Origin of the sequence: Trichocoleus sp. FACHB-591, from assembly GCF_014695845.1 — a bacterium.
Lineage (GTDB): Bacteria > Cyanobacteriota > Cyanobacteriia > FACHB-46 > FACHB-46 > Trichocoleus.
In genome coordinates, this window is the sequence record NZ_JACJPA010000068.1 from 1 (window position 1) to 14,696 (window position 14,696).

Below are 14,696 nucleotides of genomic sequence, written 5' to 3' on the forward strand. Positions count from 1 at the left end.
CTCTCTAACAAAGCCTCAAACTCTTTGGGGGTGAGCCCGGTTAAACTACACAAGGTCTGCGGTTTGGTTCGTAGTTCCGCATATGTCATTTTCATCTACCGACCTCATTCCAGGTGCACGGTATAATTCTAAGTCCTAATTTCCGATAAGGTTTACTGTTTCCCAGGGCAGCGCCAACTACAAATGCCAAAATTCCAACTGCTACTCCTAAAACGATAGAACAGGCCAGAACAATACCGAGGGCAAGTAGCCCAACGAACAGCCCAGCTAACAAAAAACTCCACTTCCGAGCATTCGTTCGCTGTTCAGCGGTACTGGTGCTCTCCGGTTGGTTGACCAATTCCCCAAAAGCTAATCGTGAGATCGACGCCGATAAAGCTGAGTACTTAGCCCAACCGTAAACAGGCACGAGCTCCCAGAGATACGCTTTGCAGGCAATGCCAAAATATTGCTTCAGGATTCATCGACCCAAATCGACTGTTTGGGCTGAGTCACCAGTTGAGCTAGAAATTCATAGTTGCCGCGATCGTCTTGATAGGCGTTGGCTGCAAGATGGGGTGTAGTGGCCCAAACGACTCGACCTTGATCCAAAGATTCTTGCCAAACCACGGCCCTAAAGCGATCGCCCAGGACTAGGCTGATGGTGCCCTGCTTTGGTAAGTAATGCGGTCGTCGAGTTTCCACTCGCACATTACCCACTTCACTGGTTTGCCAGGTGCGGAAAGCGGCATCGGTAACAGGAGCATGGGCACCTAAAACGACTAGCGTATTGCCTGCCTCTACCCAAGCTTTTTGGTTCTCATCAAGGGACGCTACCTTCAGCCTGCTGTTAATTTGTAACAGCGTGATCTTGCCCTGGTTCACTGAGCTGGGTTGCTTTTGAGCTAATTGCTCAAACGGTTGCTGCCAACGCTGGATAGGAGTGCCGCGATCGCTCATGAAACTGTACCAAGCACCGTAACCATCGGGAGCGCGACTATAAGTTGAACCACTACGGGAAACACTTTGAGTCGGAGCACTCAGCAAGGTGAGTAAAGCGATCGCTCCAATGACCAAAGCCCCAAACCACATTTGTCGTCGAGAGAGATTTTGCGCAGGATTCATCAAGAGCGTCTCCCAGCAGGCATGCGGTTCTCGATTTCTCGCCTCTCAATTTCTTGGTACGCTGTTTGGCAACGATTCAACGTCTCTAGCGAAATCGCCATATTGTTAAACCGCATTTGTTCGTGCGTCGTAATCAATAGCTGGTAAAGCGGAGCTTGGGGAAAATACTGCACCAACTGCCAATACTCCCCATCGGTGCGGCTAGCCTCCAAGGGCACTAAGTTGGATTCACTCAAGTGTTGCAGCAGCGCAAAATACAAGGCTTGGAAGGCTTCCGGGTAGTTGCCTCGACGCTGGTAATCCTGCGATCGCTGAAACCATCCGGCGGCATCAAGTTGGCTAACTTGGGCGTTGATGTTTGAGTGGGTTTCTGGTCGCTGTAACCAGAAAAGCAACTTTAAGTTACGTAGCGATGGCAAAAATGTTTGTAACAACTGCCAAGTTAGCCAAAGCAAACAAAATCGCACCAGCAGCCAAAAGACGACCCGGACAAGGGATTCGATCGCATCCGTTAGCCAACTGGGTAAAGTCTGCGGCGTTTGGTCATTGGAGCTACTGAAGAGTTTATTCAGTTGCAGCTCAATCCACTCTCCTGGCTGCCGCAACAACTGCTGGGTCTGCCAGCCAATGTTAGTCTTCTCAAAGGAACCTGTTGGCATGAATGCATACCATCTGGGAAGAAAGGGTACGGTTTTGCCCTATTATCAACGATTCCTGAGCTTTGGCCTATGGGTACCGTAGTGCAGTGGGACGATCGCTCAATCGTGCTTGTGAGTGATACAAATTCTTGCGATGCCCCGGACCCTGTTTAAGTAGATCTGTAAGCGTAAAATGACCATTTATTTTTACAAGGTTGGCGACCCCTACGGCTGTTTTTCTAATTTTTCTCTCCATCCCATTTTTATTGATGATCAAAGCTGGTCTACTGTTGAGCATTATTACCAATCCCAGAAGTTTTTTGGAACTGAACACGAAGCTCTGATCATGACCATTCGGGCCGTGAAAACGCCTGAAGAAGCCGCTGCTTTAGGTCGCGATCGCTGCCGAGTGTTCCGGGAAGATTGGGAGCAAGTAAAAGCAGAAATCATGTATCAAGCAGTTTTAACTAAATTTTTGACGCATTTAGATATTCAATCTGTTTTGCTCTCCACTAATGAATTACTAATCGTAGAAGACTCACCCACAGATTACTATTGGGGCTGCGGCTCAGAGCGGACTGGGCAGAATCAGCTCGGCAAGATTTTGATGCAAGTGCGCCAAGAAATTCGACAACAATTAGCTGAGTAGCCAACTTCAAGCTTAATTGAAAGAACTAAGTTGCTTCCCTAAAAGCCTTAATTAAATCTATCTGGAAGTGAAAGCCTTCAAGCAATTAGTTGATTTTTGCTAATTGACTTCTAGATACTTTTACTGATTCCAATATCAATTAGAAACAGGCAAAATGTTATAGACCTTTTTGGCTTTCTGGGTCTAATCAGCTTTTGAATAATTTACTAGAGAACATGCAAGAAATGCAGGATTTACGACCCACGGTAGATCGTTCAGGTCAAGAGGTTTTACTCCACAAAATTACCACCTGCATTCGGCAATCTCTCGAATTATCAGAAATTTTGACTGCGACCGTTAAAGAAATGCGGTCTTTCTTAAACACCGATCGCGTCATGATCTATCGCTTTCATCCCGATGAAAGTGGTGAAGTCATTGCTGAATCCATTGAGCGCGATCGCTTGCCTTCGCTCTTAGGTCTCAATTTTCCGGCTGATGATATTCCGCCACGAGCCCGCGAGTTGTTCCTCAAGGCTCGCCAGCGCTCTATCGTAGACCTCGATTCCGAACAAATTGGTTCAAGCCCTTTAGATAACCCAGAGACAGGGTTGCCTCTCCAGGCAGAAGATATTCGTTATCGTTCTGTAGACCCTTGCCACATTGCTTACCTAACGGCAATGGGCGTGAAATCTTCCTTGGTAGTGCCGATCTTGCATCAAGATGCCCGGACCCAGACTGGCGAACTGATGCTCTGGGGGCTATTGGTATCTCATCATGCTCAGCCCCGAATTATTGCTGAGTCGGAGCTTCAGGTGGTACAGCAAGTGGCTGACCAAGTTTCGATCGCGATCGCCCAAGCAGAATTGCTGCGGCAAGCCAGGGCTCAAGCGGCAAAAGAATTCAGTATCAACCAAATTGCGACTCTACTCCATACCCTGCCAACTCTACAGCTACAAGCAGCTTTAGAGCGTACAGTAGCCATACTCCAAGGATCTGGCGGCAGACTCTACACCTTCGCACTCGATCCCACCCAAGCCACGATCGCGACCTGTGGGGCTCAACCGCAGATGCCAGGACAAGACCAGACCTGGATGATCGAACAAAGCCCCCTCTGGCAGCAGTACTTTAGACCTGCCGAATCAAAGGCCGAGTCTTGGCAACAGCAGTCTGTCACTGACCTTTATAAGGAACCAGAACTGCGAGTTTTAGCTCCAGCATTCCGGGGTACGCTCATTCGTGGCATCTTGGTGGTGCCGCTGCAATATCGCCAACAATTTTTGGGTTATCTCACAGTTTTTCGAGATGCGATCGATACCGCAACCCTGTGGGCAGGGCAGTTTGACTCGGATCAGCGACAATTTCAACCCCGCAACTCTTTTGAAGCTTGGCAAGAACTCAAGCAAGGCCAAGCTTTGCCTTGGACGCCAGAAGATTGGGAATTGGCTGCTGCCTTAGGGGAGCACTTCTCAATGGCGATCCAGCAGCAGCAGCTTTACCAACAAATACATGGGTTGAATATCAGTCTGGAGTTGCAAGTTCAGCAGCGCACCCAAGAGCTAGAGCAAGCCTTAGAGTCTGCTCGTCTCCTGAGGCAGGTCAGTGACCAAATTCGTAGCACGCTAAATTTGCCGACCATCTTGCAAACGATCGTGCGAGAAGTCCGCGGCTTGCTCGATACCGATCGCGTGGTGATTTATCAATTCGTGCGGGGTTGGCAAGGGGAGATTGTGGTGGAAGAGGTGGCATCGGGGTGGCAGTCAATTTTGCATGAAAAATATGCAGACGAATGTTTCCCGACCGAGCATGCCAGCTTGTACCAGCGCGGTCGGATTCGCGCGATCGATCATGTCAAGCAATCTAATTTGCATCCTTGTCATATCGAATTTTTAGACAATCTACAGGTCCAAGCCAACTTGGTAGTGCCAATTCGTATGGGTGAGCAACTGTGGGGCTTGCTGATTGCCCATGAGTGCCGAGGGCCGCGCCAGTGGCAAGCCTTTGAAATGGAGTTGCTAGAACAGTTGGCCGACCAAGTGGCGATCGCGATTCAGCAAGCAGAATTATATGAGCAAAGCTGTGCGACAGCGGCGATGGCAACCGCACAAGCTAAACAGATTGAACAAGCGGCTGAGCAACAAAAAACGTTGTTTGAGGTGATCACCAAGATTCGTGAATCGCTGGATTTGCAAACGATTTTTCAGGCAACAGCCCGAGAAGTGCGCCAACTACTCAACGTCGATCGCGTGGGTGTGTTTCGGTTTGAGCCAGAGTCTAGTTACCAGGATGGTGTCTTCGTTTCTGAAAGTGTGCTGCCTGGTTTTACCTCCGTACTAGACCGGAAAGTTCATGACCACTGTTTTGGCGAACAGTATGCCCCCTACTATCGGCTCGGTCGAATTCAAGCGGTGGCTGATCTATATGCTGCCAACTTGAGCGATTGCCACCTGAAGATTTTGGAGCAGTTTCAGGTCAGAGCGAATTTGGTGGTGCCGCTGATTCAAAGTGATGAACTTTGGGGCTTGTTGTGTGTGCATCAATGCTCTCAGCCTCATGCATGGACAACGTCTGAGATTGAGTTTGTAACTCAGATTGCCGCGCAGTTGGGAGTGGCAATTCAACAAGCCGAATTGCTGACTCAAACCCAACACCAGACGGTGCAACTCGCTCAAACCCTGAACGAACTGCAACAAACCCAGACGCAACTGATCCAGACTGAGAAAATGTCGAGTTTGGGGCAGCTCGTGGCTGGAGTGGCGCACGAAATCAACAATCCCGTCAATTTCATTTATGGCAATGTCAACTATGTCAGCGAATACACCAAAGAATTGCTGACGCTGCTCCATCTCTATCAGCAACACTACCCCAACCCTGAGCGGCCCATCCAAGAATACGCTGAATCAATTGAGCTAGACTTCTTAGCCACAGACTTGCCTAAAATGTTGGCTTCGATGAAAGTGGGAACCGACCGCATTCGTCAGATCGTGTTGTCACTGCGGAATTTTTCCCGCCTAGATCAGGCAGAGAAAAAACCTGTCGATGTCCATGAAGGCATTGATAGCACCTTGATGATTCTGCAACATCGTCTCAAGCTGGCGAATGATCCAACGGCAATCAGGGTCGTGAAGCAATATGGATTGTTGCCCCTAGCGGAGTGCTACGCGGGCCAACTCAACCAGGTCTTCATGAATATCATCAGCAATGCTATTGATGCGATCGAGAATGACAACCAGCAACGTCTAGCTCAAGGTCTGCCGTTCAATCCAGGGTTAATCAAAATTGAGACAGAACTGATGCAGTCTGCGTCTTATGCTTCCCAAATGCTGATCCGGATTAGTGACAATGGCCCTGGCATGTCAGAAGCGGTGCGGTCGCGAATTTTTGATCCATTCTTCACCACCAAGCCTGTAGGCCAAGGCACAGGGTTAGGCCTATCGATCAGTTATCAGATCGTGGTAGAAAAGCATGGCGGTATGCTCAAATGCACGTCCCAAGTAGGTCAAGGAACTGAGTTTTTAATTGAGATTCCAATTCGCTCAGGCTGGACCACCCCCACTGGGATTGCTGATTGAGGCAATGAAATAAAGCGAAATCAACGCTTCCACGCAGCAATAGATTTCTGAGCTTGAGCATAAGCAGGTGTCCCTGATGGAACGAGAGCCGCAGTTTGCAAGGCTGCCTGAATCCGCCCCCGTGACGCTCGCAGTTCTGCCATCCCTAAGATGATATTGCTCCATTCGCCTGTGAGTCGCTGAGCTTCCAAATATCCTGGTTGACCTGCGGGGATGCGTCGAACCAAGGCGATCGCGCGACTGTAAGAAGATGCTTCCCCCCGCCGCAACGAACCCTGAGCTTGGTCAATCAGAGCTTGGTTAGCCTTTTGCTGCTGAGAGCTTTGTTGCCATCCCGCGATCGCTTGCTGAGCTTGGCCATAAACGGCAGCATTATTTTTGGGCACCAAGCGAGCGGTTTGTATCGCCTCGCCAAACTGACCTTGTTTGGCTCGGCCCTCTGCCAAGTCTAAAATCACTTGACTCCAGCGCTGAATATCTTGTTGAGCTTGGTCGTAGAGCGGTTGACCTGGCTTGATTTTGCTGGCTTGAGCGATCGCTTGATTAAACCGAGAAGCTTGATTCGGTCGAATCGTTACCCTGGCTTTTTCCAATAAATCTTGATTAACCTGCTGTTCTGCCTGAGTTTTCAGATTACGGTACTGTTCGGTTTGCTGATTGGCAGGTACCTGATTAAGCAGGCGCAAGGCTTCTTGAGATTTATTCTGTTGCAGCGCTGTCTGAGCGGCGGGCAGCAGTTGTGTGGGTGGCACATCCGAGGCGGCAGCTGTAGCAGGAGGACTAGGCGCAGCCTTGTCTGGGACGGGGGTGGAGCTCGCCACCGGAGCTGTTGCTGTCGCACCTGTGCTTGAAGTCGCCACCGTTGCCACAGGCGTAGGAGTGGACTTCGACGATTGGGTGGCTGTGGAGACAACAGAATTGTCGATGGGCTGACCTGTAAAGGCTGCTTTATTGCGAATGATCACGCCTGAGCACAAAACAAATGCAATCAAACCGCCCCAAACCAGCAACCGTCGCCAAAATACGCTATCTGCCATTTCTGGTTCTGCTTCGGGATCTCGCATAGGGGATTGAAGGGATAGAGGACTAGATGGGGCGGGTTGTGTAGTAGAACTAGCGGGCCTACGAGTCAACCGTTCTAAAATCTGGTAGGGAGTGGAACGAGAAGAGTGGTCAGCATTGCCAGAGTCACCCTTGCCAGAATGATCCGTGCCAGAATCACCTGTGCCAGAATCACCCGTAATAGGGAGAGTAGAGAGACCAATTCCCGCTTGGGGTGGTGCTTGCAAGGATAAGTAGCCACGAGATGCATCTGAGTCGAGCGCAGCGATTGTGTCAGCTGGGTCAGATGGGCGATCGAGGGTATTCCAGGTGCTTGCAGCCACCATTGAGTGAGGCAAGATGCCCTGCTGCCCTTTCCCTAGTGGCACTAGCACTACCGCATGCTGAGCGGGTTGCCAATAGTGCTCAGTCAGTTCTGGGAGGCGATCGCGCAAAAAATAATCTAGATCGGCGAGGGTGTCACATTTACCAAACCGCAGCCCCTCCAACAAGGCAGCCGTAAAGCACCCATGATGCAAGCTGGCAGTCTCATATGAGAACTCACCCGGTTCGCAAGCCAGGATTGTGGCAACGCTGACTTGGCGGGCACATTCTAAGGTTTGAGTACCCAACGGTTGATCCGATGGCAGTCCTTGGCTCCGATTCATATCCAAGCATAACAAGGCTGTCTCGGCGGCAATGGCGTCCAATTGCCCCAACAGCGATCGCACTGAGATGGCAGTACCAGGAATATCGGCTGGATCACCATCAATCGGCATTAGGTAGTCTTGGCCTTGGTAACAAACCCCATAGCCGCTAAAGAAACACCAAACCAAGTCTCCGGGGTGCACCCACTGTTGGCAAAACTGATCAATCCAAGCTTGTAACGAACCTCCAGTGGGATAAGTGGAGCGATCGGCAACAGGTAACGAAGCATCGGTTAGCAGTAGGCACTGTTCGGCTGGGAAGCCTGCTTCCTCCACTAAAAAATCATGCAAAGCCTGGGCGTCCTGCTGGGCATACCTTAAAGGCTGCAAGAACTGATATTGATTGATACCAATTGCGATCGCCCAGTGTTTCACCATGCTGAATGCCCTAGATTCTTACTAGATAGTGTGCCCAGAAGGCAGTTCAAGTAAATAGGAACCTTACGCTCTGTTTTTCCTCAGCTCAAGTGGCATGTTGTTGGTTAAAAAGACAAGAAGTACGATAACTTTTTTATTGAAAACTTTTATTGAAAACTAAGTTATCTGACAAATTTGTTTGGCTGACCCAGCGCACAACCCTAGAGAGATAAGAAACAGTAATATCTGACTGCCTTCGTGAGGCATTAAATTCAGGTCAGAAACTGCAAACCTCAAGATAAAAACGCAACGTCTAAAATTCCGTCTATAGTCTAAGTTAATTCTGCTTCATTATGAATTAAATTTCTAATAACTAACTCATTTAAACTACTTAAACCTGGCCCCGCTTAAGATGGTGTCCAGTTTAACCAAGTCTGAGTCATTAATATATTGAGTGGTCTTGCTGAGTGATCGCGTAAGGAGCTAGCAGCAAACATGCGAGAGTTTTTCCCTTCCCACCTTCGTTTTTTACCACTCCCGCAACTTCTGAGCTTGGCAACCTGCTTAGGATTAGGGGGTAGCGTTTGGCTCACCCAAGCTGCGATCGCTCCTCAAGCGGCTCAAGCTTATACTGCCAGAGTAGATGTGGCCCTGGATCGCCGCACCGGGGAGAGCTATGAAACGCTTTTGCGTCGAGCGGAAATTGCCGCTAGAGCTGCGGCTCAGCGCAGTTTCGATCGCGACATTTTGACCAGTCAAGTGTCTGTCATCGTCTCAGCTCAAAGTGAAGGCTCAGTTGTGCCCGTACTAAATCTAGATGTCAGTCGTACTCAATGGCGCAGCCGTCCTGATCCACAACGTTGGGCAACCTACTTTCGCACTTCGCAAGCCTTGTTACGGCTAAATCAAGGCGTAGCTGAAGAGACCGCACCCGCTCAAGCCGCTCCACCGCCACCTCCGGCTGTACCCTCGCAACCTGCTACCGTACCAGTAGCACCCACACCAGGAGCGCCAGGAACCAACAACCCAGCAGGTAGCCGAGCGCCTGGTACACCAGCCGCACCAAATGGTGGAACCGGAACGGGTACAGGCACAGGTACAGGCACAGGTACAGGCACAGGTACTGGAACGGGTACAGGCACAGGTACTGCCGCTCCTGGCGCTACAGGTACCGGAGCGGGCTCGGGTGCAGGCACGACTGCACCTACTGGTGGCACAGGTACTGGAACTGGGACTACAGGTGGAACAGGCACGACTGCACCTGGCGGCACGACTGGCACAGGTACCGGAGCGGGCGCAGGTGCAGGCACTGTTGCACCTACTACCGGAACTGGCACAGGTGTTGGAACAGGAGCAGGAACTGGAACTGACACAACCGTTCCTGGTGGTGTGACTGGGACTGGCACAGGTGTTGGAACGGGCGCGGGAACTGGAACTGACACAACCGTTCCTGGAACTGTTCCGGGCACTGGAACTGGAGCTAATACAGGCAACAGAACTGGGCCTAGCACTACTATTCCGGGTGGTGTGACTGGGACTGGCACAGGTGTTGGAACGGGCGCAGGAACTGGAACTGACACAACCGTTCCTGGAACTGTCCCGGGAACCGGTACTGGAGCTAATACGGGCACAGGTACTGGGACGGGTGTGGGTGCAGGCACTGTTGCACCTACTACGGGAACTGGCACAGGTGTTGGAACAGGTGCAGGACAGGGGGGCACTACTGGAACCGGAACGGGACCAGGTGGCGGCACTCAAATAACTCCGGCTGGACCTGGTACTCTTGCCCCTGGAGCACCCACAACGCCTGGAAATCAAGGGCCAGTGATTACGACTCCGAATGGTCAAACTGTTGCTCCTGGCGCTCAACCGACTGGGATCGGAACACCAGGAATAAACAGAACGACAGCACCAGGCACTGGTACAACCACAACGCCCAACAACGCGCCCAACAACGGCTCTTTCACTATTACGACCCCCAATGGGCAAGTCATTACACCAACTACACAGCCTAATGGAACCACAACTCCCAATCAGTCAACTGATAGGGTAAATCGTTAGTTTGCAGCTAGCTGATCAATCAAAATTGTTTAATGAGCTGCAAAAGGCTTGGTTTAAATGGAGGCATCATGCCCTAGAATAGGAGGGTTGTCTAAAAATTGCGATCGCCGCACGGACGAGCATGGCTGTTCCTAAGAAGAAAACATCCAAGTCTAAGCGAGATATGCGTAAAGCGACCTGGAAGCGCAAAGCCGCGTTGCAGGCGCAAAAAGCTCTCTCTCTTGGTAAATCCATTTTGACCGGACGTTCTAAGGGCTTTGTCTATCCCAATGACGAAGAAGGGGAAGATGAAGAGTCTTAAGCTGCATTCTGATTGCAGACAGATTCGTGATGGGGGCAAGTGGTTGCCCCTTTTTTATTGGACTTGTTTTTATGGCTTCTGACTGGGGAGATCGCTAGAAATCTGCTACACCGTAATAAAGAGGTAGGGCATAGCAACCCAACTCCTCTGATGCTGTTCTTGAGGATTTCGCCTTATGTTAGGAAAATTTTTTCAAAAACCAGGCTCAGAGTACAGCGATCGCGTTCCTCCCGGTCAGCACCTCACCAATGGCTTTCCGGTATTGACCTATGGCCAAACGCCAGAAGTGAATCGAGAAACGTGGCAGTTTCGTGTGTGGGGCTTTGCCCAAGAAGTGACTTTCACTTGGGAAGACTTCATGGCCATGCCCCAAAGTGACTTTACGGCTGACTTCCACTGTGTCACCACCTGGTCAAAGCTGGATGTGCAGTGGACAGGGGTGAAGGTGTTGGACTTCATGAAACAGGTAGAGGTAGGCCCCAAAGCCGCTCACATTATGGAGCATTGCTATGGCGGCTACACGACGAACATTGCAATAGAAGACTTTCTGCGAGAAGAAAACTTCTTTGCCCACACCTTGTTTGGTGAACCCTTGCCTGCTGATCATGGGGGGCCATTACGCTTGGTCGTGCCTCACCTCTATGCCTGGAAGAGCGCCAAATGGATTAATGGCCTAGAGTTTCTAGAGCGAGAAGAACTGGGTTTCTGGGAGCGCAATGGCTACCATCGGCGTGGTGAACCTTGGGCCGTAGAGCGTTATAGCGATCGCTAGTTGTGGCTTGTGCAACGACAGGAACGTGCTCGCCATCTTTAGCCTAGGTAAGCTAGGGCAAGGTTTTCCCACTGCCCCTTAGCCAAATTGCTATCCAACGTTTTGCTGAGAAGAATACGGTGAGTTATCGAATGATCTGCTTGATCCAGCGCAGCTTATCTTTGTAAGGGGCGTAGCGTAACTTCAAGTCTAGGAAAAAAGGCTTCTTCAGGATGCTGCGCTCATGGGAGAAGGTGTCGAAGCTAGCCTTACCGTGATAACGACCCATGCCGCTGGGACCAACTCCGCCAAAGGGTAAATTTGGGACGCCAACTTGCAAGATGGTGTCATTGATGCAAACCCCTCCGGAACTGGTGGCCTGCAAAACTTGAGCTTGGCGTTGTTGGTTTTGCGAGAAAAAGTACAGGGCTAACGGTTTGGGACGCTGATTAATCTGCGCGATCGCCTCATTTAAGTCTTCATATTCTAGAACGGGCAGGATGGGGCCAAAGATCTCCTCCTGCATCACAGGGTCTTGCCAACTGATGCCATCAAGCACGGTAGGAGCAATATAGTGCTCGGTGGGGTTACTGTCTCCGCCAACGACAACTTGCCCCGACTCTAGGAGTGGGGCTAGGCGCTCAAAGTGTTTTTGATTGACGATTCTGCCGTAGTCGGGGCTGCTAGCTGGGTTGTCGCCGTAAAACGCTTGAATATTTTGAGCGATCGCCTGCAAGAGCTGAGGCTTGATTGAGCGATGGACTAACAAATAGTCGGGAGCAATACAAGTTTGGCCCGCGTTTGTGAACTTGCCCCAGGTAATTCTCCGAGCGGCCACATCAATCGGCACGTCGGCATCTACTAGGCAAGGACTTTTGCCGCCTAATTCTAGGGTGACGGGGGTGAGGTGTTCTGCTGCCGCTGCCATCACCCGCTTGCCGATCGCAGTGCCGCCCGTAAAGAAGATGTGGTCAAATCTTTCGGCTAACAGTTGCTGACTGGTTTCTACGCCACCTTCAATCACCGTAATGAAAGCTGGATCAAAGTGTTGGCGAATTAAGTTAGCGATGACTTGAGAAGTATGAGGAGTTAGCTCCGAGGGCTTGAGGATGGCGCAGTTTCCCGCTGCGATCGCCCCGATTAAAGGAGCGATGCACAACTGAAATGGGTAGTTCCAAGGGGCAATGATCAAAACCACGCCCAAAGGTTGCGGGCAAATTTGAGCGGTAGCGGGCAAAACTGTGACGGGGGTTGCCACTTTGCGCGGTTTCGTCCAAGCGCGCAAATTTTTGATCGCGTAGTTCAGCTCATCTAGGATGCCGATTTCGGTGAGATAGGCTTCAAAGACGGGTTTGTGTAAGTCTGCCCTTAAGGCATCCACGATGCTGGTTTGCGCTTCCAGAATCGCTTGCTTCAGCCGCTTGAGTTGCTCCAACCGGAAATCAATCGATTGGGTTTGGCCAGACCTGAAAAAAGTGCGCTGCTTTTCTAAAGCGTCAGGAATTAGCATCAGGAATTGCCTGCATAACAGGATTAAGGTTGTTTGGCTGGCAGACGGACGATAAAGGTACTACCTTTGCCTAACTCCGATTCTAGGTCAACAGTACCTTGATGAGTCTCAATAATGCGGCGTGACAAGTAAAGTCCCAAGCCGCTGCCAGAACGTCGATGCTGACCTTGGCGAAAACGCTCGAACAGCATCGCCTGGTCTTCTGGCGAAATCCCAGTCCCTGTGTCCTTGACTGTAATCACCGCCCAAGTTGGAGCCGAGGCAGTAGCCGTTCCGGGTGCTGGGGTAGAAGACAATCCGATAGTGATAAATCCACTGTCTGTAAACTTAATGGCGTTGCCTACCAAGTTGGTCAAGACCCGATGGATCTCCAAGCGATCGCCCGAAACATGGGAGGCGACAGGATAGCCTAGGTGGTCACCTACATCCACTTTCAACGCGATGTTTTTGTCAGCAGCTAGCGGTGCCAGTTCTTGAGCAACTTCTGTAACTAGGTCTCGTAAATCTACGGGGCTAAACGAAAAGCTTTTCCGCCCTGCTTCTAAGCGGTACACCTCTAAGAGTGTGTTGACCATTTGGAGTAGGTTTTGATTGCTCCGAGCCATCGTCACGATCGCGTCGTTCATGTCTGGAGAGAGTTCTCCTAAAGCGCCTTGGCGAAACAAGCCCATCATGCGATCGGCGGCGACGAGAGGAGTGCGGAGGTCGTGGGCTAAGCGGGAAACAAAGTCTTCGCGCTGGCGGGCAATGTGATCGCGCTCGTCCACGCTGTGTTTTAGGCGGAGCAGCGATCGCACCCGAGCCAACAGTTCGTCAAACTCTACAGGTTTGCGAATAAAATCATCAGCGCCTGTGTCCAAGCCTTTGGCAACGCTGGGCTGGTCGTAGGCTGTGATCAGCAAGATAGGAATAAAAGGTAATTTCTGGTTGAGTCGAACCCGCCGTGTCACTTCATAGCCATCCATTCCGGGCATCATGACATCCAGCAAAATCAAGTCGGGAGGAAATTCATCAATTTTGGCTAAAGCTGCCATACCGCTATCGGCAATGTCAACCTTGTAATCCTCTTCCTCTAAAATTGCCTGGATTAGAAATGAGTTGTCAGCGGAATCATCTACAACAAGAATTCGATCAATTCTTGGAGACTGGGCAAAAGGCGAATTGTTCATGAAGTGTAGAAATGCAAATAATGAGAGTTATTAAAAATTAGTTAAATTCTCTCAATTGGCTAGAGAAACACCTCTTTCGAGAGGGGGATTCTGTTTAATTTAGCCACAAATGCAAGAGAATAACGTCTATCCAAGTAGAGAACTTGACTCTGACGCTTGAACCAATTCGATTCAACGGCAAAGTCTTCTCATCAGGAGCAAACTATTAAGATCTAACTTAAGTTAGATCCTGACGCCTCAATCTATCCTGCTTTGCTGACAGCGATCGCAGTTGCACAGGAGTCATAGACAGAAGTGACAGCAGGCTCCTTGTTGTTATCCTACGGCAACGAGTGCCCTGAGCGATCCCTAAGCAATCGAGGGCTAATTCTAGCGCAAAACAAGTTTGCCCCTAACTACTGGTGCCCTACAAAATAGAGAAAAATATTATCTGTCCTTTGCAGACAACCTCTAGGAAATTTACTTTATGGCTCGGAAAATTATAGAGCTTGATACTGAGACTGACGGTACGATCTTAGTTGCGGTAGATGTGCCAGATGACCTCGTAGGTCCAGTATCTCCGCAAGGAGAACCTCCAATTGAAAAGGTGGATCGTAGCTTTGATGCGGTCAAGGATCTAATTTTGCGTGGATGCCGTCCATTAACAAATGCTTTTCAAACCCTACGCCGAGACACCCAAGCCACAGAAGCCGAAGTTGAGTTTCTCAGATCTTGCACCAAGGCTTAAAAGGTGGCAGAAAGGGCGTGAAACTAATAGACCGCAAGAACAATGGACATTCTTGCCCACGCCCAAGAACTAATCTATCACTTGCTCGATGGGATGCCGACTCCCTACCAACGTCAAAGCCTGCAAGCTTTGC

The 14,696-nt window shown here is 50.3% G+C and carries 11 protein-coding genes; 6 read left to right on the top strand and 5 right to left on the bottom strand.

The genetic code is table 11. The features are described 5' to 3' along the window. Nucleotides 1-453 precede the first annotated feature (453 nt). Nucleotides 454-1,104 (bottom strand): DUF4350 domain-containing protein, encoded by a 651-nt coding sequence (locus H6F90_RS12545; RefSeq protein WP_190552808.1) that lies wholly within the window; start codon nucleotides 1,102-1,104, stop codon nucleotides 454-456. Further along, entirely contained in the window at nucleotides 1,104-1,763 is a 660-nt protein-coding gene (locus H6F90_RS12550) for a DUF4129 domain-containing protein (RefSeq protein WP_190552809.1), read from the bottom strand. Before H6F90_RS12550 ends, H6F90_RS12545 begins: the two co-directional genes overlap by 1 nt. A 172-nt stretch (nucleotides 1,764-1,935) precedes the next feature. On the opposite strand from H6F90_RS12550, the gene H6F90_RS12555 reads away from it, so the two are divergent. Together H6F90_RS12555 and H6F90_RS12560 are read left to right on the top strand one after the other, a co-directional pair. Beyond that, nucleotides 1,936-2,391, top strand: coding sequence for an NADAR family protein (locus H6F90_RS12555; RefSeq protein WP_190552810.1), 456 nt, complete (start codon nucleotides 1,936-1,938; stop codon nucleotides 2,389-2,391). A 194-nt stretch (nucleotides 2,392-2,585) separates the two neighbouring features. Continuing rightward, nucleotides 2,586-5,939, top strand: a complete 3,354-nt coding sequence (locus H6F90_RS12560) for a GAF domain-containing protein (RefSeq protein ID WP_199295890.1) — start codon at nucleotides 2,586-2,588, stop codon at nucleotides 5,937-5,939. Nucleotides 5,940-5,959: 20 nt separating this feature from the next. On the opposite strand, the gene H6F90_RS12565 is transcribed toward H6F90_RS12560, so the two are convergent. Further along, nucleotides 5,960-8,065 carry a caspase family protein gene (locus tag H6F90_RS12565; RefSeq protein ID WP_190552811.1) on the bottom strand — a complete coding sequence of 702 codons (2,106 nt, stop codon included), beginning with the start codon at nucleotides 8,063-8,065 and terminating at the stop codon, nucleotides 5,960-5,962. A gap of 474 nt (nucleotides 8,066-8,539) precedes the next feature. Between H6F90_RS12565 and H6F90_RS12570 the strand changes: the two genes are divergently transcribed. From H6F90_RS12570 to H6F90_RS12580, 3 genes are all read left to right on the top strand, one after another. Continuing rightward, nucleotides 8,540-10,105 carry a hypothetical protein gene (locus tag H6F90_RS12570; protein ID WP_190552812.1) on the top strand — a complete coding sequence of 522 codons (1,566 nt, stop codon included), beginning with the start codon at nucleotides 8,540-8,542 and terminating at the stop codon, nucleotides 10,103-10,105. A 121-nt stretch (nucleotides 10,106-10,226) separates the two neighbouring features. Continuing rightward, nucleotides 10,227-10,406 (top strand): 50S ribosomal protein L32, encoded by a 180-nt coding sequence (gene rpmF / locus H6F90_RS12575; protein ID WP_190432598.1) that lies wholly within the window; start codon nucleotides 10,227-10,229, stop codon nucleotides 10,404-10,406. A 175-nt stretch (nucleotides 10,407-10,581) separates the two neighbouring features. Further along, nucleotides 10,582-11,178 (top strand): sulfite oxidase-like oxidoreductase, encoded by a 597-nt coding sequence (locus H6F90_RS12580; protein ID WP_190552813.1) that lies wholly within the window; start codon nucleotides 10,582-10,584, stop codon nucleotides 11,176-11,178. A gap of 124 nt (nucleotides 11,179-11,302) precedes the next feature. Here H6F90_RS12580 and H6F90_RS12585 read toward each other — a convergent pair whose 3' ends face one another. Next, entirely contained in the window at nucleotides 11,303-12,667 is a 1,365-nt protein-coding gene (locus H6F90_RS12585; RefSeq protein ID WP_190552814.1) for an aldehyde dehydrogenase, read from the bottom strand. Nucleotides 12,668-12,690: 23 nt separating this feature from the next. After that, complete coding sequence (locus tag H6F90_RS12590) at nucleotides 12,691-13,836, bottom strand: HAMP domain-containing sensor histidine kinase (RefSeq protein ID WP_190552815.1); 1,146 nt, start codon at nucleotides 13,834-13,836, stop codon at nucleotides 12,691-12,693. 466 nt (nucleotides 13,837-14,302) lie between these two features. Between H6F90_RS12590 and H6F90_RS12595 the strand changes: the two genes are divergently transcribed. Beyond that, entirely contained in the window at nucleotides 14,303-14,563 is a 261-nt protein-coding gene (locus H6F90_RS12595) for a hypothetical protein (protein ID WP_190552816.1), read from the top strand. The last annotated feature ends 133 nt before the right edge of the window (nucleotides 14,564-14,696 follow it).